This is a genomic window from Proteiniphilum saccharofermentans, assembly GCF_900095135.1.
GTDB lineage: Bacteria > Bacteroidota > Bacteroidia > Bacteroidales > Dysgonomonadaceae > Proteiniphilum > Proteiniphilum saccharofermentans.
Genome location: NZ_LT605205.1, coordinates 2,605,811 through 2,627,961 on the forward strand (window position 1 = coordinate 2,605,811; position 22,151 = coordinate 2,627,961).

At 44.6% G+C, this 22,151-nt stretch carries 16 protein-coding genes; 10 read left to right on the forward strand and 6 right to left on the reverse strand.

Annotated features, from left to right (window positions below):
* Positions 1–47: 47 nt before the first annotated feature.
* Positions 48–494 carry a 2-amino-4-hydroxy-6-hydroxymethyldihydropteridine diphosphokinase gene (locus PSM36_RS10235; protein ID WP_161947566.1) on the forward strand — a complete coding sequence of 149 codons (447 nt, stop codon included), beginning with the start codon at positions 48–50 and terminating at the stop codon, positions 492–494.
* 74 nt (positions 495–568) lie between these two features.
* On the opposite strand, the gene PSM36_RS10240 is transcribed toward PSM36_RS10235, so the two are convergent.
* Positions 569–2,770 carry a RelA/SpoT family protein gene (locus PSM36_RS10240; RefSeq protein ID WP_076930818.1) on the reverse strand — a complete coding sequence of 734 codons (2,202 nt, stop codon included), beginning with the start codon at positions 2,768–2,770 and terminating at the stop codon, positions 569–571.
* 419 nt (positions 2,771–3,189) lie between these two features.
* Here PSM36_RS10240 and PSM36_RS10245 point away from each other — a divergent pair, with 419 nt between their 5' ends.
* Together PSM36_RS10245 and PSM36_RS10250 are read left to right on the forward strand one after the other, a co-directional pair.
* A complete protein-coding gene (locus PSM36_RS10245; RefSeq protein WP_232001413.1) occupies positions 3,190–5,748 on the forward strand; it encodes a beta-mannosidase in 2,559 nt (852 codons plus the stop codon).
* A 50-nt stretch (positions 5,749–5,798) separates the two neighbouring features.
* Complete coding sequence (locus tag PSM36_RS10250) at positions 5,799–7,178, forward strand: MFS transporter (protein WP_076930819.1); 1,380 nt, start codon at positions 5,799–5,801, stop codon at positions 7,176–7,178.
* 88 nt (positions 7,179–7,266) lie between these two features.
* Here the strand turns inward: PSM36_RS10250 and PSM36_RS10255 are convergent, their stop codons facing one another.
* On the reverse strand, positions 7,267–9,057 hold the full coding sequence (locus PSM36_RS10255) for a MutS-related protein (protein ID WP_076932184.1): 1,791 nt from the start codon (positions 9,055–9,057) through the stop codon (positions 7,267–7,269).
* A gap of 289 nt (positions 9,058–9,346) precedes the next feature.
* On the opposite strand from PSM36_RS10255, the gene proS reads away from it, so the two are divergent.
* On the forward strand, positions 9,347–10,828 hold the full coding sequence (gene proS, locus PSM36_RS10260) for a proline--tRNA ligase (protein ID WP_076930820.1): 1,482 nt from the start codon (positions 9,347–9,349) through the stop codon (positions 10,826–10,828).
* Between the two features lie 84 nt (positions 10,829–10,912).
* On the forward strand, positions 10,913–11,818 hold the full coding sequence (gene menA / locus PSM36_RS10265; protein WP_076930821.1) for a 1,4-dihydroxy-2-naphthoate octaprenyltransferase: 906 nt from the start codon (positions 10,913–10,915) through the stop codon (positions 11,816–11,818).
* Positions 11,819–11,854: 36 nt separating this feature from the next.
* Here menA and PSM36_RS10270 read toward each other — a convergent pair whose 3' ends face one another.
* Complete coding sequence (locus PSM36_RS10270; RefSeq protein ID WP_139298042.1) at positions 11,855–12,520, reverse strand: hypothetical protein; 666 nt, start codon at positions 12,518–12,520, stop codon at positions 11,855–11,857.
* A gap of 150 nt (positions 12,521–12,670) precedes the next feature.
* Between PSM36_RS10270 and PSM36_RS10275 the strand changes: the two genes are divergently transcribed.
* From PSM36_RS10275 to PSM36_RS10290, 4 genes are all read left to right on the forward strand, one after another.
* Positions 12,671–14,209, forward strand: coding sequence for a helicase HerA-like domain-containing protein (locus PSM36_RS10275; protein WP_076930823.1), 1,539 nt, complete (start codon positions 12,671–12,673; stop codon positions 14,207–14,209).
* An 18-nt stretch (positions 14,210–14,227) separates the two neighbouring features.
* Positions 14,228–15,709 carry a DUF5687 family protein gene (locus PSM36_RS10280; RefSeq protein ID WP_076930824.1) on the forward strand — a complete coding sequence of 494 codons (1,482 nt, stop codon included), beginning with the start codon at positions 14,228–14,230 and terminating at the stop codon, positions 15,707–15,709.
* 149 nt (positions 15,710–15,858) lie between these two features.
* Positions 15,859–16,554 (forward strand): ABC transporter ATP-binding protein, encoded by a 696-nt coding sequence (locus PSM36_RS10285; RefSeq protein ID WP_076932185.1) that lies wholly within the window; start codon positions 15,859–15,861, stop codon positions 16,552–16,554.
* Between the two features lie 138 nt (positions 16,555–16,692).
* Positions 16,693–17,607, forward strand: a complete 915-nt coding sequence (locus tag PSM36_RS10290; RefSeq protein ID WP_076932186.1) for a DUF368 domain-containing protein — start codon at positions 16,693–16,695, stop codon at positions 17,605–17,607.
* 7 nt (positions 17,608–17,614) lie between these two features.
* On the opposite strand, the gene PSM36_RS10295 is transcribed toward PSM36_RS10290, so the two are convergent.
* Entirely contained in the window at positions 17,615–18,025 is a 411-nt protein-coding gene (locus tag PSM36_RS10295) for a hypothetical protein (protein WP_076930825.1), read from the reverse strand.
* 321 nt (positions 18,026–18,346) lie between these two features.
* Here PSM36_RS10295 and PSM36_RS10300 point away from each other — a divergent pair, with 321 nt between their 5' ends.
* Positions 18,347–18,799 carry a hypothetical protein gene (locus tag PSM36_RS10300; protein ID WP_076930826.1) on the forward strand — a complete coding sequence of 151 codons (453 nt, stop codon included), beginning with the start codon at positions 18,347–18,349 and terminating at the stop codon, positions 18,797–18,799.
* 105 nt (positions 18,800–18,904) lie between these two features.
* On the opposite strand, the gene PSM36_RS10305 is transcribed toward PSM36_RS10300, so the two are convergent.
* Positions 18,905–19,732, reverse strand: coding sequence for a transporter substrate-binding domain-containing protein (locus tag PSM36_RS10305; RefSeq protein WP_076930827.1), 828 nt, complete (start codon positions 19,730–19,732; stop codon positions 18,905–18,907).
* A gap of 11 nt (positions 19,733–19,743) precedes the next feature.
* Positions 19,744–21,909 carry a putative porin gene (locus PSM36_RS10310; protein ID WP_076930828.1) on the reverse strand — a complete coding sequence of 722 codons (2,166 nt, stop codon included), beginning with the start codon at positions 21,907–21,909 and terminating at the stop codon, positions 19,744–19,746.
* Positions 21,910–22,151 lie beyond the last annotated feature (242 nt).

A 22,151-nucleotide genomic window follows, 5' to 3' on the forward strand; every position in this document is an offset into this window, starting at 1 on the left:
ATTCATTTTAATTTAAAATGTCTATATTTGTACTTCAATTTATCAGTATGAGCACAATTTTACTAAGCATAGGATCAAATACGTTCGCCAAAACCAATATCGACAAAGCTAAAAGGATGCTTGCATTTCTTTTTCCTGATATTGTTTTCAGTGAGCCCATCCTGACTGAACCGGAAGACGACAAGTATGCGTACCTTTTTCGGAATGTCCTTGCAAAAGCCGATACTGAGATGTCACCGGAAGAAGTTATTGACAAGATCAAACAAACGGAACGGGCTGTAGGACGAACTCCCAGAGATAAGTACTTAGGTAGAATGATCATTGATATTGATCTCATTCAATATGACGGCCGTATCCTTCGTCCACAGGACTATGAGCGGGATTACGTGCAACAGTTATTGCCTACCCTGCCGAATCTTGAGGCTACGAATCCAGGCACGGTCGAACCTGACACCATAATAAATCCTGAAATCACAGAAAAGGAAGAGGATTAAGCATATCCACAGGGGTAATCCCCGTCCCACAACGTAAAAGGGATATTTCTTTTATCTTTACGGGATATGTAGGTTCAATTCAATCTGGAAACGGATTTCACCCCTTTCACTGCCCTAAGTTTTTTAATTAATTGGTCGAGCATCGAAGTATCTCCCAGCATCACGGCGATATTTCCCTGAAAAAGGCCGTCGTTGGAATCAATGGTGATAGAACGCATCTGCACACCCTCCTCTTTCGAAATGATGGACATGAGGTTGGCCACTATATTAAGCTGGTCATTCCCTATCACCCTCAATACAATAGTATAGCTGGAAGAGCTAGTCTTACCCGACCAACGGGCTTTCAATATGCGGTAACCGAACCGGGAGAAGAGGTCGTGTGCATTCGGACAGTTTACACGATGGATCTTGATACCCTGCGAAGAGACAAACCCGAAGATATCATCTCCAAAAATAGGATTACAACATTTAGCCAATTTATAATCCACACCGGTCAGATTCTGGTCGATAATCAACTCATCGGAACCGCTTATTTCGGGCGAAGGAGTCTTTAGCGTGAACTCTCCGGCGCTCACCGTTGCATGACTTTCCCGGTTTTCAGATTCTTTATTTTCCAATTCCAAATAGCGGTCTATCACCCAGTTTACATCAATCTTCTCAGAAGCAATGTCCACATAAAACTCGGTAACGGTCTTGTACCTGAGTTTTTTTATCAATTGCATCAGTCGCGGTTCGTCCACCTCGATCTTCCGATTCCTCATCCGCCGGGAAAGTGTCTCCTTCGCGATATCCACCTGCTTGCCGGCCTCTTCCTTCAGTAACTGGCGTATTTTGGCCCGTGCTTTCGAAGTTACTGCAAAGCTTAGCCAGTCCTGCTTGGGTGTTTGGTGCGACGAAGTGTTAACGGCTACCTGGTCGCCACTTTTCAGGACATGCCTGATGGGTACGTTTTTCCCGTTCACCCTTCCCGATACGCAGGCAGCACCCAGGTTAGAATGGATGGCGAAAGCAAAATCGAGGACTGTCGCCCCTTTAGGGAGTTTAAACAGATCTCCCTTCGGAGTAAATACAAATATCTCCTCGTCATACAGATCCAGTTTGAAATCGGTCAGCTTCTGGCTCAGGTTGGCATCACTGTCTTCCAGCGACTCCCGCAGCGAACTCAACCAGTTATCGAGCGCCGTCTCACCCTTCACTCCTTTATATTTCCAATGGGCTGCCAATCCGCGTTCGGCGATTTCATCCATCCGTTTCGACCGGATCTGCACTTCTACCCACCTTCCGTCGGGTCCCATCACAGTAATATGAAGCGATTCGTACCCATTGCTCTTAGGGATGGAAAGCCAATCTTTCAACCGCTTGGGATTAGGCTGGTACATATCGGTAATGATAGAATATACCTGCCAGCACTGGGCTTTTTCCTGTTCGGGCGGAGCATCAAGGATAACGCGGATGGCGAACAGATCGTAAATATTTTCGAATTCGATCTTCTGTTTTTTGAGTTTGTTCTGTATGGAATGGATCGATTTGGTACGTCCTTTGATATCGTATTTCAATCCCGTCTTATCCAGGCGTTCCTTTACCGGCCCGATAAACTCGCTGATATACCGGTCACGCGAACGTTTCGTCTCATTCAGCTTACGCGCAATGAAGTCATATTGCTCCCGGTCGGTATATTTCAGGGAGAGGTCTTCGAGTTCCGACTTTATAGCATAGAGACCAAGCCGGTGAGCAAGGGGAGCATAAAGATAGGTAGACTCCACTGAAAGATCTAACCTATGTGAGGGTTCCCTCTCCTTTGCATCACGCATACGCTGCAGTTGTTGCGCTATCATAATAAATACCACCCGGATATCTTCGGCGATAGAAAGTAGCAATTTAATATAGTTTTCCGACTCTACGGCGCTCTTCTTATCACTGAATTGATTTACTTTCTTCAATCCCTTAAGAATACTATCAACCTCAATATCAATTAAATGATCAATATTATCCGGAGAATGTCCTCCCTCCACTACAGTATGAAAAAGTAAGACTGCACATACTGCCGGCTGCTTCAATCCTATCTCGTCAATAATAATGACAGCCGTACGCATAGCCAACACAAGGTGATATAACGCCTCGCTGTCGGGTTGCCCTTCTACCTTTTTGAAAGAGTGCAACAACAACTCTTTCAACCCGGACACTTTCCTGACATCCCATTCCTGTCTGAGAAAGGAATAGAGTCTGGCATAAAGCCGGAAGAATTCACTGCGGGTTATAAAGGTGTTCTCGCTCATCTTCTCTGTTTAGTCGCTTTTTCTCTTACAAATTTACAATTTTCTTCCAATATCATAGAAGTGTCTAATAAAAGTTCAGGAACAAATTGTTATATTTAGAGAATATAGGATGCGCCTCGGAAAAACTTAAGCGAGCTTGGTTTTTCTCTCGGCTTTCACTATATGTTTTCATATTGCTTTTTATTGGAGTTAATAAGCTACAAGATATGAAAAAAGGACTCGACTTTCTTTTTTGACGGTCAATAAGTAACGAATATACACCACCGCTCCATTTTTATGTATCTGTGTAATAATTCATTTTTATCATGTATATTTGCAGAATAATAAGATGCGCCTCGGATAAGCTTAAGCAAGCTTGGCTTACCCCGTGGCTTTCATTATATTTACAAAATATTTAACATAAAATTACCCCTGTTCTTATGCGTAAATTTATATCTCTTCTATTTCTTCTTGCCATGCCCTTTATTTTATCTGCACAACAAGTTGAGACACTCTCTTTGAATGATGGTTGGGAATTCTCACAAATGAATAAAAACCAATGGCATAGTGCAGAAATACCCGGATCGGTACAACGTGATCTGATCCGGCATAATGTCTTGCCCGATCCTTTTTATGGCACCAACGAAGAGAAGGTGCAGTGGGTAGAAGATGAAAACTGGGATTTCAGGAAAACTTTCACCGTAACAGCCAACCAGCTGAAATACGATGATGCACAGCTCTTTTTCGAGGGGTTGGACACCCATGCAGACGTATTCCTGAACGGCTCACGCATTCTACGTTCTGAAAATATGTTCATGGGTTACAAGGTACCTGTGAAGCAATTACTCAAAGAGGGGGAAAACCATCTTTATATCCGTTTTTACTCCCCGGTACAACTGATGATGCCGGCAAGGGAAACCTTCGGTTACGATTATCCGGCGGGAAACGACCACCGGAAAGAGAAACTGAGTATCTATAATCGTAAGGCACCCTACCATTTCGGATGGGACTGGGGTATAAGGATCGTACAGATGGGTATATGGAAACCTGTCACACTCAGTTTCTATAATAAGGCATATATCGACGATTTTTATGTAAAACAGACTTCTGTAACGGAGCAATCAGCCAAAATCGACAATCAGATAGAGATCTATTCCGTTGCCAATAAACCTATAGAAGCTGTCATCACCGTCGAATACGGTTTGCAGGGAAGTACAGGCAATCCGGTATCGAAAAATACCACTTTACATCCCGGCAAAAACAAGATATCCATACCTTTAGATATCAACCAACCTAAAAGATGGATGCCTGTGTATTGGGGAGAACAACATCTCTACGATTTTACGGTGAAAGTTGTATCTGACAACCGGGAAATTGCCGAAAAAACAGTCCGGACAGGTTTACGCTCGGTCCGCCTGGTACAGGAACCGGATGAGCATGGCAAGTCCTTCTATTTCGAAGTAAATGGTATCCCCATCTTTGCGAAGGGTTCCAACTATATTCCGGGTGAAATCTTCACTTCACAACAGGATACAGGTTTTTACGAAAGGCTGTTTGACAACATCACCGCAGCCAATATGAATTTTGTACGTGTATGGGGAGGCGGTATCTATGAAAACGAAGAGTTCTACCGTCAGGCCGACGAGAGAGGTATTTTAGTATGGCAGGACTTTATCTTCGGCTGTGTACCCTATCCTTCCGATGATATTTTCCTGGCGAACGTGCAGAAGGAAGTGATCTATAATATCAAACGCCTCCGTAACCACGCTTCGCTCGCCTTCTGGTGCGGTAACAATGAGATCGAAGAGGGTCTTAACCACTGGGGTTGGCAAAAAGAATATCCGGCCGAAGTGATGGATGCCTGGTTCAAAGGATACGACAAAACATTCCGTGAACTGATTCCCGGATTAGTAAATGAACTTGACGGTACACGCAGTTATATCCACGGATCACCTTATAACTCCAACTGGGGTAATCCCGAGAAATTCGCTGCCAGTGACGCACACGACTGGGGATTGTGGTACGGACACCTACCATTTGAAGGGATGGCAGACCGGTTGCCCCGTTTTGCCAGTGAATTCGGCTTTCAGTCGTTCCCCGAAATGAAAGTTATCCGTTCCTTTGCTCCCGAGGATCAATGGAGCCTAGAAAGTGAGGTGATGACGGTACATCAGAAAGCATCGACCGGCAACTCGCTTATCAAAAAATATATGGATATGTATTATCCTGAACCGGCCAACTTTGAAGATTTCGTCTATATCGGACTGGTGATGCAGGGGAACGGAATGGAAGAGTCGGTAGAAGCGATGCGTCGTGGAAGACCCTATTGTATGGGTGCACTTTACTGGCAAATCAACGACGACTGGCCTGTGGTTTCCTGGTCGAGTATCGACTACTACAACAACTGGAAGGCACAACACTACCGTATGCGGGATGTGTTGGCACCCCTTGCCCTGGGAGTTGAGTCTAAGGATGGTAAACTGAATTATTATACTATGTCCGATTATCTGCAGGATCACAACGACCTCAAACTGACCGTACAGGTCATCGATTTCTCAACCGGAAAACGGAAAGAATTTACTGAGCGTGTCAATGCCAAGGCCAACGACAGCCGGATCGTCAAAACATTCAATATCTCCGAACTGGCAAGTGAAGCAGAAAAGACACATACAATGATACATGCTTTCCTGAGCGACAGTAAAGGGAATGTGATCTCTTCCAAAGATCATTTCTTCTACTGGCCCAACAAACTGGAATTACCGGAAACAGAAGTGACAACCAATGTACAATATCGCGACGGAGAATACAGGGTGACTCTTTCAAGCAAAAAACTGGCGAAAGACGTCTTTGTGGAGATACCTATCCAGGGTGCCCGCTTCAGCGATAACTTCATCGACCTCTTGCCGGGAGAAAAGAGAACAATCACCATCACATCTCCTGAGCTAAAAGCTGCTAATAAAACACCTGTTACAGTAAAGCATATAAGGGAAACGTATTAATTGATGTGATAATTTAACGATTTTAAATCTTGAATACGAAAGCAAACGTAATGGGAAAAAGAGAAGATCTTTCAATATTATTGGTAGTGGCGGTAACCTCCTTTATGGGTACCTTTCTGGTGTCGGCAGTCAATATCGCGCTACCCACCATTGAAAAGGATCTGGCCCTCAATGCCATTGAGTTGAGTTGGATCATCACTGCTTTTATCCTGGCTATGGCTCTTTTCATGTTGCCGTCAGGGAGTTGGGGTGATCGGAGTGACAACCGCCGGTTGTTCAAACTGGGGTTGATACTGTTCACCATCTCTTCAGGTATCTGCTATGTGGCTCCCGACGGTCACTGGTTAGTTGCCGCCCGCTTTTTACAAGGTATAGGCGCTGCTTTTACCGGTACCACAGGACAAGCCATTCTGGTATCATCATTCCCTGCGGAACGACGGGGGCAGGTACTCGGTATCTCTGTCGCTTCGGTCTATGGCGGATTGGCTTTGGGTCCGCTGATCGGAGGATTCATCACTCTCCATATCGGCTGGCGCTCCCTCTTCCTGATCGCTGCCCTCTTCGGTCTGCTCACTATCCTTATCTCATATCTTTTCTTGAAGAGTGAAAAGCATAAATCTGTCCCGGCAAAAGGGAGAGACAAAATAGGAACCCTCCTTTTTATGACGGGACTTGCAGCATTGGTCTATGGCTCCTCGTTGATCCCCTCCGCTGTGGGCTGGGGCTTAATGAGCGGGGCAGTGATACTGCTCCTCCTCTTCTGGAGATATGAAAGCCGGATTACATCTCCGATGCTTGATACGAAACTCTTTTCCCATAATCGTCTCTTTACATATTCCAGCCTCTCGGCTCTCATCAATTATACCTCTACCTTTGCCATCGTCTTCTTTCTCAGCCTATACCTGCAAAAGGTACAGGGACTCTCGCCACGTGATGCGGGAGCGGTGATCGTAGCGCAACCGGCTATGATGGCCCTCTTCTCTCCTATCGTGGGGAGATTGTCCGATAAGATACAACCGCGCTACTTTGCTACTACAGGTATGGCCATGTGTACTACCGGATTAGGTATGCTGGCCTTCCTTGGCCCCGCAACAGCCATCTGGATCATCGTCACTATCCTGATATGGGTGGGGCTCGGCTTTGCCCTCTTCTCCTCTCCCAATATGAACACCATTATGAGTTCGGTAGAGAGACGGCAATACGGGCAAGCCTCCGGGCTCGCTTCCTCCATGCGGGTATTCGGACAAATCATCAGCATGAGTATTGTCACCCTGATCTTCTCCCTGCTCTTCGGCAGCCGTTCTATTGAGGAAGTACCCAATCCTGTTTTCCTGCAGGCCATGCGATGGGGATTTATTATTTTCACCCTGATTGGCTTACCGGGTATCTACTTCTCATTCAATCGGGGAAATTTGAAAAGAAAAGAATAAGAGGCCCAACTTTCACATATAAATTTGAAATGTATACACCTAAGGCGAAGGCCTATAGATATTTTGTAAGACCCCATTGAGGAACTTATTACAACTCTTCCGATAATATTTTTTGTAAAAGATAGGTAGCATTAAGGTTTCGGGAAACACCGCGTTGTATTTTATAGCTGTACTGTTCCTCTTCGGAAAGAGATATCTCGAAACAATAATTTTGAAATGAACCGGGCGACCCATCCTCCAGTTTCGCCAGTTCCAGATCGTGGGTAGCAATAATCCCCGTTACCGACAATTCCGCCATTTTTTTCAGAAACAATATTGAACCGTCGAGTTTATCTTTTGAGTTGGTTCCCTTTAACAACTCATCCAGTATGATCAATGTGTGCCGATGTGTCCGGCAATATCTGATCAACTCCCTCATCCTCTCCAGTTCAGCTTTGAAATAAGAGGTGCCCGATGAAAGGTCATCCGTATTGCGCATACTGCTGAACAGATGGAAAAGGGTAAAACTGAATTTCACAGCACACACATTCATGCCGTTGACCGCCAGGATATAATTGGCTCCCAGTGTACGCAGGAACGTACTTTTTCCAGCCATATTGGCACCGGTGATGATCAGAAACTGTTTTTTACTGATCAGGATATCATTGTCTACCCGTTTCTCTTTGGGTATGAACGGATGCCCCAATCCGGAAGCATCGACAAGCAAATCCACATCCTGCATGATTTCAGGTTGTACGAATTCTGGCAGATTGAACATATAAGTAGACTGTGACACCCTCGCCTCCATCTCAGACAAAGCACTGATCCATAATTGGATATGATCCAGATAATTATCTTTCCACCGATAGAACTGCCGCAACAAAAACAGATCACGCAGGAAAAAACCATTAAGCAACACAAGGATATAGGCATTATTACGCTGGTCAAATTTTTTCAGTAAGGAAGAAAGCTCTTTCAATGCTTCACGGGAGTTGTGGGTGCCGAACAGTTCCTCTTTTAAATCCCTGTTTTCTGCTGCATCGAAAGTTTCCTTATGCAAGATATCCAACAAGTCCGCATGGATCCTGGTATTTTTGTGCAGAAAGCCGATATCGGCACCCACTTTGTTCAGCGCCTTGTTAAAGGTCATCGGGACAAAAAGCTGTATCATAAACAAGGTGATAAATACCGACCAGGGCAGGACTCCCAACCAGGCCAACAGCATTGATCCCAACGTGATGGCTATAGAGACATAAATGAGTACCAATCCTGTTCTGGAAGTCAACCGTGCACTGTTACCCTTGTGTTCACTGATCAGTCTGTAGTTATTCTTCTCTTCGTCAAATCCTTTACAGACAGCCATAAACTGGTGTCTGAAATCAACTTTCCCCACCAGCTCCGAAAGCGATTGCTGCCTTGCTGTGATAACCTCTTCATTGTCCGGAATTGAGCTCAGTTTTTCAGCCAGAATAGAACCGGCCTCATGCGTCACCGTCCTGTTGATCATGTGGTAAATGGAGTTCTCGCCGAAAATATCCAAATCATAAGAATAGGGATGTTTTTTATTGATGAAGTGCTTCCCGTTATCGAAAGGAGTATAACTGCCCTCCAGAAAGCTGATCTCGTTGGCATAGACACTATGCAAGGCCATATAATAAGCCCTTCTCCGCAGATAATATTCATCCCACCTGTAAAGCAAAGAGAAAACTATCAGAGAGAAAGCTGCGGATGTAAAACAGAATGACCTGTCCCAACCCCATTGAAAGGCAGCGATCACAAGGAAAACAGCCGCAAGAAAAAACAAAAGTTTCAGGAAAGGAAATATCCTTAAACGCGATTTTACTTTACCCAGCTCTATAGCGTTCTCTTCTATTTTCTTTTTATAATAATCCTTTTTCATTTCTTCAGTAACAAATTCTTTTAATTTTTTATAAATGATGGATACAACAAAATTAAACTGTCGCCAAAGATACAATTTTTTCGAGTTTCCACTTTGCTGCTTTCTACCTTACTACATTATTATTATCTTTGCATCCGCAAACAAAATAATGGAACATTTTCGTTAAACAAGAGCAGAACAACTGACAACAAACCGAAACCAAAGAACAAACTTGTTTGGATTTTGGTGAGGTGCGAAGGAAGACGACAAAGGCAACTCAAAACGATTAACAAAATTGAATTGTAACAAGATGGCTAAAGAATTGAAGGAGCTTACGCCCCGCAGTAAAGATTACTCTCAGTGGTACCTCGATTTAGTGATCAAGGCTGAGCTGGCAGAGAACTCCGCCGTGCGCGGTTGCATGGTAATCAAACCCTATGGTTATGCGATATGGGAAAAGATGCAACGTCAACTGGACGATATGTTCAAGGAAACAGGACATGTGAATGCCTACTTCCCGCTGTTCATTCCCAAGTCATTTCTTAGCCGTGAAGCCGACCATGTGGAAGGATTTGCCAAGGAGTGCGCCGTAGTGACTCACTACCGCCTGAAAAATGCTCCCGACGGCAGCGGTGTGGTGGTCGATCCCGAGGCAAAGCTCGAAGAGGAACTGATAGTACGACCCACTTCTGAAACCATTATCTGGAGCACCTACAAGAACTGGATTCAGTCCTATCGCGACCTGCCTATCCTTATCAACCAGTGGGCCAATGTGGTGCGCTGGGAGATGCGTACGCGCCTCTTCCTCCGTACGGCCGAATTCCTCTGGCAGGAAGGTCACACCGCTCACGCCACTAAGCAGGAAGCAATAGAAGAGGCAAAGCAGATGATCAATGTCTATGCCGAGTTTGCAGAGAAATATATGGCCATGCCGGTAGTGAAAGGGTTGAAATCGGAGTCCGAACGGTTCGCCGGCGCCATCGACACCTACACCATCGAAGCATTAATGCAGGACGGGAAAGCGCTGCAGTCAGGGACTTCCCACTTCCTGGGACAGAATTTCGCCAAGGCGTTCGACGTACAATTCACCGACCAGAACGGAAAACGGGACTATGTATGGGCCACTTCATGGGGTGTTTCCACCCGTCTTATGGGTGCCCTGATCATGTCACACTCCGATGATAACGGATTGGTACTTCCTCCCAAGCTGGCACCTTATCAGGTGGTGATCGTCCCTATCTACAAGAACAGTGAGCAACTGCAACAGATCGATGAAAAGGTGGCAGGTATCGTACAACGATTGAAGGCTTTCGGTATCAGCGTGAAATATGATAATTCGGATAACAAGAAACCGGGATGGAAATTCTCGGAGTATGAACTAAAAGGGGTACCGGTGCGTCTTGCCATGGGTGGGCGTGACCTGGAGAACAACACCATCGAGGTAGCCCGCCGCGATACCCTCACCAAAGAGACGTTGTCGTGTGACAATATTGAAACCCACATCAAGTCTCTGCTGGATGAAATGCAGGAAAATATCTATAAGAAGGCAGCCGATTTCCGTGCTTCCCAAATCCGCAAAGTGAATTCATATGAAGAATTCAAAGTGGAGATCGAGAAAGGCGGATTCCTGCTCTGCCACTGGGATGGTACACCCGAAACGGAAGAACGCGTCAAAGAGGAGACCAAGGCTACTATCCGCTGTATCCCTCTCGATGGAGATAAGACACCCGGTAAGTGCATGGTGACCGGCAAGCCGTCGGCACAACGGGTACTCTTTGCACGGGCGTACTAAAATCTGAAACTATTTTACTCAATAAGAGAATATTAGCACCTTTTAGTCCTTAGTTTTTAACTATTAATTTTTCACTTCCTTTCTATGGCAACAGTAAAAGACTGGATCTCTGCCTTTCGTCTACGAACGCTTTTTCTGGCTGTGGCGACTGTTGTCTTGGGAAGTGGACTGGCCTTGCATGAGGGGAATTTCAGTATAATAATTTTTGTACTCACTCTCCTGTTGGCCGTCTCCATTCAGATATTGGCCAACCTGGCAAACGACCTGGGTGATTTCCAGAAAGGGACAGATACTACCGGTCGCAGGCAAGGGCCTGCACGTACCCTTCAGAGTGGCAAGATCTCTCCCCGGGCAATGAAAAGCGCTATCGTTGTCTTCTCCGCTATCTGTGTCATTACCGGTCTCTCTTTAATATTCAATATTATAGCATTTATCCCCCATGCTTCTGTTGCCATATTGATCGGCATCGGTGGTGCCAGCATCCTTGCAGCACTATTTTATACGTTGGGAAAGCATGCCTACGGCTATAAGGGTTGGGGCGACCTTTTGGCTTTTATATTCTTTGGCCCGGTACCGGTGATAGGTACCTACTTCCTTCATACGCACATACTCAGTTTTAAACCCGTCATGCCTGCCTTAGGGATTGGTTTGGTCAGCGCCATGATATTAAATATTAACAACATGAGGGATATAGAGAACGACAGGGCTTCGGGTAAGATCACCCTTGCCGTTAAACTCGGTATCCGCAGGGCAAAAATGTATCACGCCGGTTTGACCTTCGCCTCACTCCTTTGTTTTTTCGGGTATAACAGCATATATGAACCCTCTCCCTGGTTCCGGCACCTTTACCTGCTTGTTTTTCTTTTCCTGTTCAGGATACTGGACGACGTACGTCGGAAAGAAGGAGAGGCGTTAGATCCTTATCTGAAATTCACATCATTATCAGGATTTCTGCTTGCACTGTTGTTTACAGTATGTATCAATCTCTAATGCGGGGAATAGTATAATGCGAAAAGGCTTCCACAATTATTGCCCGCTTGTTTCCATGTAGTGGATGAGGCCGACAATCGATTCAATATCTTTAAAATCGACTTTATTCTCCTTGGTATATTTGTTATAAAGCGGCTTCTGTTTGTTGTAAATTTTTTTTAATTGCCCCATCGATGAAAAACTCTTCAATCCTTCTCCATTATCAAACCAATAAACCACAGAACTATTCACTTTGAAATCGTCGGGCAATTCCAATTGATAAATTTGACCATCCCCTATCCAACTCGAATAGGTTGTGGCGGATGATGTTTGCGAAGTCCCACCAAAAGGAGCCGGTTTACCCGGAGGAATTATCCGGCATTTATACTGGACAAGTAGTTTATATCCCTCTTGATTGATGACCTCTGCAAATTTTTTATTGTCAAGTAATACAAACTTTCGATCTTGTACAAAAACGGTATCCAGGTTATTCAATGTGATCTCCGCAAAAGCTAATTTCTGTCCGTTCTGATCAAAGATCATCTCTTCGGTAGCAGCGTTATAGTTGAGCAAAGCCGGATTTCTGGTACCATCTTTCATCAATACAGTCCCCTTTGTGAATTCAGGCAATATATAATGGTATATCTCTTTTATACGCATCTGTGCACTTGCCAAAAAACAGACCGATATTAGGGAAATAAGCAAGATAGATTTATAGTTCATACGCATAATACATTTAATGTGTTATTGATATCATAAAGGTATATGATATTTTTTGTATCACAAAAAATTTAACTCAATATCATAATTTCATTTTTCGTCTCAATTATTTCGTTAACTTTGCCTGAATTACAAATTTAATAATTGTTTAATATGTTCGATAACAGCAAACGCGCCTTTATAGCTATTAACGACAATGCGGAAGTATGTCTTGTCCCCAAGATGGCAAACCGTCACGGCCTTATCACCGGTGCAACCGGTACCGGAAAGACAGTTACCCTGCAAACATTGTCTGAGACCTTCAGTGAGATGGGAGTGCCCGTGTTTGCTGCAGATATGAAGGGAGACCTATCCGGTGTGGCAAAAACAGGAGGTAACAAGGAGAGCGTCGCAAAGCGCGTAGACCAATATAACCTGCCCGAAAAAGGATTCGAATACAAGCCGTTTCCGGTACGTTTTTGGGACGTATTCGGCGAACAGGGGCATCCGGTACGGACTACCGTTACCTCTATGGGACCGCTGCTGTTGGAGCGTTTGCTGGATCTGAACGAGATTCAGGGAGCTATCCTCACTATGGCTTTTCGTATCGCCGACGACAATGGCCTGCTGTTGATCGATCTCAAAGACTTGCAAAAGATATTGCAATATATCGGCGACAACCGGACACAGTTCACCACCAAGTATGGGAATATCTCTCCGGCAAGTATAGGTGCTATTCAACGGGGATTGATCCGGCTCGAGAACGAAGGAGCCGATAAGTTTTTTGGTGAACCCGACCTGGAGATCACCGATTTCATCCAGACAGAGCAGGGCAAAGGGGTAATCAATATCCTCGCTGCCGATAAGCTGATGCGGTCGCCACGGGTATATACCACTTTTCTGCTATGGTTACTCGACGACCTCTACGAAACACTTCCCGAGGTAGGTGACCTGGAAAAGCCCAAACTGGTCTTTTTCTTCGATGAAGCACACCTGCTATTCAATGATATGCCTGCATCACTACTCGAAAAAGTAGAGCAGATCGTCCGCCTGATCCGTTCCAAAGGCGTGGGTATTTATTTCTGTACCCAAAATCCGGCAGATATCCCCCAAACTATCCTTGGCCAGCTCGGAAACCGTGTACAGCATGCGTTACGGGCCTACACGCCGAATGACCAGAAAGCTGTACGGGTAGCAGCCAACACTTTCCGTGCCAACCCCGCATTCGATACCGGTGAAGCCATAACCCAACTCAATACCGGGGAGGCACTCGTCTCGTTCCTCGACGAAAAAGGGGCTCCGCAAATGGTAGAGCGTGCCAATATCCTCCCTCCACAGGGACAGATAGGGCCGATAACGGTTGGCGAACGGGATCAGATGATCCGTAGTTCGCTGATTTACGGCGTATACGAAAAACTGATCGACCGGGAGTCAGCTTTTGAAATATTGTCTAAAAAAGAGGAGTTGCTCGAAGAAGAACGTCGTCTCGCTGCTGAAGAGAAAGAGCGTATCCGCCAGCAGAAAGAAGCCCAGAAGGCAGCACTCGAAGCAGAGAGGGCGAAGCGAGCCGCAGCACGGCAACGGAAAGCCGACCAGGGTTTCCTGGGAGATATCCTCACCCAGGTAGGGAAAAGCACTCAGCGGCAAATCAGTAACGAATTGGGAAGAACTATCACCCGCAGTATTTTCGGAGCGCTTTTCGGAAAGAAATAAATTCCCTATCCCACATCTATGTATAAAATACTATTCAAACATTACCTGTTAAAGACATTTCGTTCACCCGGATATTACAAAAATCTGATAGTCAACATTTTTGTAGGGTTAACCGCGCTTTACTTTATAGTGATCCTGGTGATGATGGGCTTCATGCTTCCCAGGCTACTGGAAGAGATTGCTCCTCAGCAAGATGCTGCAGCAACATTCAACAGCATCATTATCTATGGTGTAATAGCCTTACTTATGATCCGTTATCTGATGCAACCGTTGAGCACGCTGAACATAGAGAATTACCAGGTATTGCCTATCAAAAGGGAAACACTGGTCAACTATCTCCTGCTGAAACCGCTATTCAACCCGCTGAATTATATAGTACTGTGTTTTGCTATCCCCTTCGCCATCACCGGAGTATATCCGGTTTACGAGGTAGCCGGAGCCTTCAGGTTTATCTTCGTCGTTATTTTCCTGATTTGGTTCGATACTTTACTCGCTCCTTTCCTGAAACGCAAATTCAGCAATATCTTGTCAGGTACAATCGTATTTTTGGCTATTGGTGGAGTACTGGCAGGACTGGAGTATTTCAACATTTTTTCCCTGTCCCAACTGTCTCAACAACTTTTCGATTTGGTGAGTAAAACCCCTCTTGTATGGATTTCTCTGCTTCTTCCCGTTCTATTGGCTTTTCTACTCAATAAACACTATTTTGCAAAAAATTATTATCCCGAGAATTTCGACAAAAAAGTAAAGAGGACAGAAAGCGATTCCGGAAAATTCACTTTCATGGAACGTTTCGGGAAGATAGGAGAAATCATCTCCCTGGAGATAAGATTGGTGCTCCGCCATAAGCGGACAAAGAGAACACTCTATACAGCACTCTTTTTCCTGCTGTACGGACTGCTGTTTTATCCCAATCCCATATATAGTAACAACCCCGGATGGTTACTTTTTGTGGCCATTTTTGTGACCGGAACAGGAATGCTGATATTTGGGCAGTGGATCATCAACTGGGATGGGGTCCATTTCGATTTTCTGATGACAAGGGATATAGACACTCAAACCTATATCAGGGCCAATTATTTCCTGATGCTCTCACTATGTATCGCTTCATTTATCGCAACTACACCCTACCTCTTCTTTGGCACCAAGATTATTATCTATCATTTGGTGGCACTGATCTATAATGTGGGCGTCAATATATATGTATATCTTTTTGGAGCCACCTTCAATACCAAACGATTGGAACTCTCCCGGGGTAATTCCATGAATATGCAGGGAGTTAGTTACAAAAATTTTCTGGTGATGATTCCACTACTCGTAATCCCTATCACACTGGTTATGCTGTTCGATCTCTTCTCGGCAGCACATATAGCATTGATCATTATCTCCCTGATGGGTTTGGCAGGCATCCTTTTCCGCGAACCACTCCTGAAGATTATAGAAAATCAATTCCTAAGAAGGAAGTATGCGCTTTGTGCAGGATTCAGGAAGAAGGAGTAAGCTGTTCCATTTTCTACCATTCCAAGGGATCAACAAATAATAAAAGAAAACGATAAGCAATAAAATATATGCAAGATCACGAAAACAGTTCAATGGAGCTCTCCGACACGCCTCCTCCCATACCGCAATCGGTAAATGAGACTAAAGAAATTATCACAGCCACAAACCTGAAGAAGATATACCAGGGCATTACGGTGTTGGACATCCCTTTTATCAGGATTGGTAACGGAGAAAGTTTCGGACTGGTGGGTAACAACGGTGCAGGAAAGACCACCTTTTTCCGGTTGATCCTCGACCTGATCGAGGCTTCCTCAGGTGAAGTGATAGTCGATGGTGAGAAAGTAGCCCGTCGCGACGAATGGAAATCCAAGGTGGGGTCTTTTCTCGACGAGAGTTTCCTCATAGATTTCCTTACCCCCGAAGAATATTTCACCTTCACAGCTAAAGTATATAACAAATCGGAAGGCGATATAACCCTGTTCCTGGATTCGATGAAAGAGTTCTTTAACGGAGAGATACTGGGTTCCGGAAAACTGATCAGGGATCTCTCAAAAGGCAATCAGAAGAAAACGGGTATTGCCGCAGCACTGATCAGCGATCCACAAGTCCTGATCCTCGATGAACCGTTTACAGCCCTCGACCCCACTTCCCAGATCCGGTTAAAACGGATGCTCAATGAGCTGAGAACCAATAGAAAAATGACAATGCTGATCTCAAGTCACGATCTCAATCATGTGACCGAGGTATGCGAACGTATTGTGGTACTTGAGAAAGGGAATGTGGTGAGAGATATCCCGACAAGTGAAAACACCTTGAAAGAACTGGAATCTTATTTTGCAGTATAAGCATACATCCAGCCTGTTACCATATTCCCCGATAGCGGATAAAACAGTGGTTTACGCTACTCAAAACGTATAAATATTATATCTTTGCAGCTGCAAAATAATGCAGGCATTGCAAGTAAAACAATAGTACAACAAGAAATGAAGGAACAAGAAAGAGGAACAGCAAAAGAGCAGAAACAAATCAACCCCGTCACAGACTGGATCATCCGCATTTTAAAAGGTGCCCTGGTCGGGATCGGATTTATTCTTCCGGGCTTATCGGGAGGAGTATTGGCTGTTATCTTCGGCATCTATGACCAGTTAATCCGTTTTCTTGCCAACATAAGGCGGAATTTCCTGAAAAATGCACTTTACTTCCTTCCTGTGGCGATCGGTGCCGCCATCGGCATTGTCCTCTTTGCTGTGGTAGTAGAAAAAGCATTTGGTAAATATGCTGCACTGTTTGTCTCTCTCTTTGTGGGATTTGTAGCCGGCACTTTTCCTTCTCTTTACAAAACAGCCGGGAAAGAAGGAAGAAAATCATCGGATATAGGCATTCTTATTGTTACCACCATCGCCATCTTCGCGCTGATGCTAGTCGGCGGGCAACAACTTACCGAAGTAACTCCCAACCTTATGGTATGGCTCGGATCAGGGCTGTTGATGGGATTGGGGCTGATCGTGCCGGGAATGAGCCCATCCAACTTCCTGATCTATTTCGGGCTTTACGACAAGATGGCTATTGGCATCAAGGATTTCGATTTCGGCGTCATTATTCCGCTGATCATCGGGTTTATTATCTGCGTGCTGCTTTTTGCCAAACTGGCTGCCTGGCTTTTCAAGAAATATTACTCCGGCATGTACCATTTCATTCTGGGAATGGTAGTCGGTTCTTCATTGGCTATTTTCCCTACCGTAGTCTTTCCCGCATTCTCTGCCGATCAACTTGCCACGGCCGGGTTAACTTTTTGGGGAGCGCTGCTTATGAGCTTGTTGCTTTTCATAGCAGGTACCATCGCCTCCTGGCTTTTCAGTAAAGTGGAAGAGAAATATCCGCGGGAAGAAATGTTTTAGACAAGTTTTACTCCTCCCCGGCGATCCTGATCCTTGGGTTCCGGTCTTTCAATTCTGCCATCAGGACATCTATATCCGCTTTATTTACCCTCAGCACTTCAAAACCTCGTACCTTATCAATACGAAGCTGGTTTTTCTTTATCTTTTGCAAACCAACGATATCACCTATAGCTATTCTTCTGTTCTTCGAGAACAATTTCAATCCAAAACGGATTTCCAGAAAATTCAAGTCAGTAACGACATACTCCTTTATGGTGGTCGACAGGATAAAAACAATGGCAAAAGTAAAGTAGATAGCATCCATCCAGATCCTCTCGCCATTCCTGAATCGGTAAACGACTACACCTAACAGGAAGAGCGAAACAATGCCCCAGAAAAAATTTCCCAGCCCGTTGTCTGCTTTATATTTTTTTTCCACAACCCTTGAGTTAAATTGATACTAATCCAAAATAGATTGGTTTGCTTCTGCGCCCAATACTTTACAAATATATTCTACAAAAATACACTTATTTCTGAAAAATGGGTTAATAAATGAAAAAAACAGGAGAATAGATTAATAAGACTTTTTTATCGACGAAATCGGTTTTTATAAGGACAAACTCCACAAGAACATCTATACGCCACTGAATATATGACATTTAAATAGAACAAAAAGATATTTTTCCTTTAAACTTTTGCTTACCTTCGGTGGTCATAAGTGCAGATCATGTTTTTATTCACTTTTTAAAATGTATGTATTATGAAGAAGATTGTATTCATGGCATTGCTTGCCATATTTACCTTGAGCTTTACCCTTGAAGCTCAAGATGACACAAGAGGTAGAAGGGATAACAGGCAGGATGTCCGCACCGGAATGCGATGGAGTGCAAAAGAACGTGCCGACAACATGGAAAAGCAATTGGGACTGACTGCTGACGAGAAAGCGAAAGTGCAGGCTTTATTTGAACAACAGGATGCCAAACGGGCTGAGCAGGTTGCCGAACAGAGGGCCAAGAGAGATGAGCAGATGCAGGATCGCGCCAAACGCCGCGAAGAGATGCAGGCATTACGTGAAAAAGAGGTGGCCGAAAACGATGCCGAACTGGAAGCAATTATCGGAAAAGAAAAAATGGAACAGTGGAAGCAATATCGGGCCGACCGCCAAAAAGAGATGCGTAGCTCAAATCGTGCCGGGAGGCGCAGTCCGCGTTGAATAAATAGTAATTCCAACTAAAGACGGGACTTTTAGAAATTTGAATTAATAAACTACGGGTAAAACTGACAAGCCGCCTCTCAAAACGGGGGCGGCTTTTCTATATCAGTAATATTTCCGGTAAATCCGCTTAAATGCCGATGTTGTCTTAAACCGGTCAAGCCAGCTATTCAGGCTGTCCAGCAGTACGGGAGAGTCTTTTCTTACTGACCACGATTCCAGTTGCGTAAAACTGATATCGGTCTCAATATCTATCTCCGGCAACACCTTTGCCAGTTGTATGGCCATTTTCTCATCGCACACCGTGAAGTCTATATCACCCGAAGCTACCATCATCACCAACTGCTCCGTTTCATAGGTGGGATCTTCTACAATAAAAATCGTATCCCCTATCTCATGGGAAAGATTGTTCAGGCGTAGGATCACAGGGGAATCATTTGCCACGCGAATGGTTTTTCCCGCCAGGTCGAGATGCTGCCGTATAGGCTCCACACTGTCGTTATATTCTTGCTTCCGTTGTACCAGCACCTGCTTGTTCAGCGTAATAGGATTGGTGAAGGCAAAAGTATCTTTCAATTGTATATTGACCGGGATATTACGGGCAACCAGATCATATCGTATCGTCAGCAAACCCTCCAGGTTTTCATCGAGGCTGTTCTCAAGAAAGAGATTCACCTTGATCCCCCACTCTTTCTCAAGCGCGAGGATCATCTCCCGTTGAAAACCCTGCAGCGAATCACCCGAAGCATAGAGGCCGATACTATTGTAATCGGTCACTACGTTCAATTCTCCCGAAGAGATTATCTCATTATAATCGCGCGGGGCCATAAAAGTGTTGCGGGAACCTTTCATACTGGTCCTGAGCAGTATCATTGCCACTATAGCGACTATCAGCAAAAGGAGATAGAGATATAAACGTTTTCTGTTCTGCAAGCTGGAAAGATTTAATTATGTAAATTCACTGAAACTCCAAGTCTGATGATAGCAGGATTGACCGGATAACCCGGCAATGAAAAATATTCTTTCGGGTTCATGAATTGTGAGGCCACATTATAGTACATCACGTAAAAACGGGTCTGCTTCAAATGCATATTGGCATAGACAGTAGCGATAGGATAATTTCCGATCTCTTTTTTACGCTGATTGTAAAACTGCAACAAAGCCGGCTCATAACCAGGGACATAATAGTTTGTATGATAGTGTGCATCCACTCCCAGTTGTAAGGTGAGTTCGTTCACAATCTTCGTTTTAAGATACATATTGGAGTAAACACTGAGCTTAGGTACAGGGATCACTTCCTGATTGCTCGAAGTCTGGTAGACCACCTGGTTATCCCAGTTAAATATGCCAAAGCGCAGGTTCTGGTCTACACGTACGGTCAATAATTGTATGTTGCCGCTCTCCTGGGCTATTTGTCTCTCACTGTTGTAATAAATGAAGTTCTGCAGGTTCTCCACTCCTGCGCTCACCGTAGTATTTGTAAACGGTATATGCAGTTTTCCTCCGGCATAGACCCTGCGGATATCACCAAAATCATGATCCCATCGGAAATATTTTGAGTAATAGTTTTCTTCCAGATATTTAGGCTTCAAATTTTTGATGTATGCATGCGCCGAAAGGGTTGTCCGCTTTCCGGCAATATCAAAACCTGTCTCCACATCACCGATTGCCCTGAATTCACCCAGATTTGCTCCAAATACTCCGAGATCGGCCCGGATATTAAACAAGAGATTATCTCCCTGCTGTTTATTCAATACACCTCCCAGGGTAACAGCACTTTCGCGGTGCTGCATCATGCCGGGACGCAGACTGTCCCTTAAGGAATAGTTGCGCAGCTCATGCTCCAAGAAGGCTGTCAGTCCAAACTTAACCCATTCTTTGAATCCTTCCCTCAAACTGAGTGACACACTGTTTTTTATTGATATGAACCGGATACTGTCATCCACTGCTCCTTCATAGAACCGGTTGGGGTAGAACTGGTCTATACGGTGCATGTCCACACCATCCACATTCACATAGGCGGTATCATATGAAAGGAAACGCCGGTGTTGCTGGGTATATTGCGATGCAAAACCTATGCTTGCCACAGGGACAAACTGTCCCTGTCCCTTGTGCAACGAATCGCCCGGTGCATCCATATAACCCAGGTTATACCTGCCCGATAAGAAAAAACGATTATTACGTAATGAATTCCAGGTGTTAGTAAATTTAACCGGAATATCCCTCGAGGTGAAACTCTGTTGGATAGAATCCGGATGGGTTATGAAACGCTCATCTGTTATTCCTCCGTTCTCTGCATTCTTCAGAGAACCAAGATTCATGAAAGCATGCGCTTCAATCCTGTCGGAAAGGTAATTTCCAAAGAGGGAAAAGTTATTATGTTTTACAGCTTGTGAGTTATAATAACCTCGTGTATTGATCAAATCGGCGTCCAGTCCCACATTCAGGCTTTTCCCGAAATTAGAGGTCAATCGTGCTTCAAACCGTTCTTCTCTGGTCTGTTTAGGAACGGCACGGTTATAACTTAACCTGGAATAAGGTACACGTGTATTGACGAACAATACCTCTTCCGGATCTTTCAGGTAGAGATAATAAGCATTGTTGAATACAAAGTGCTCGGTCTCCGGCCTGTCGACAAATATTTTAGAGAATGCCGGAGATCCCAGTGTTGCCAGAAATCCCATCGCGACCGATTGTCCGTCGGGAAGGATAGTCTGTTGATAATTGTGGAGTAATGTATCTGAAACGGCAGGCAAGCGGTTACCGGTACGTGCATCTAACTTCCAGATGGTCATTCGTGCCAGTCGGCGAAGTGAATCGGCTTCCGCACCATGGTCATTCAACAGGTGATCAATATGCGATCTACTCCCGGCTGATACAGAATCATTGTCGGGTTCAATATCCTGGGGTATCTGCCTGGGAAGTAAATCCAATGAATCGGGATTGGTGGTGATCTGCGATGAATCGGGCAGGATAATACGCGCCTGCGGATATGCAGTCCCCACACAAAGGACACATGCCAAAAGAGATATGAACAGCTTTTCTTTCATCGGATGCAAATCTACATAAAAATCGCCATACACAGATAACCAGCACGGCTTTTCTCTCATTTTTGAGAATTTTTAAAAGTGGAAAATTATTTCTACCTCTGAAAATATGAATACTGCTGGCTATTATTGTTACCTTGCATTCTCTGATAAGAGGCTGAAATCAATGGCGGGAATAGAATCCGAAAAAATATCTCTTTTATGAGTTGTTTTAAATAATTTCATTATCTTTGCGGCATCAAAATAACAAAAATGAAAGCAAACCTGTTCCACCATCATCATTTTCACACTTGCAATCAGGCGAG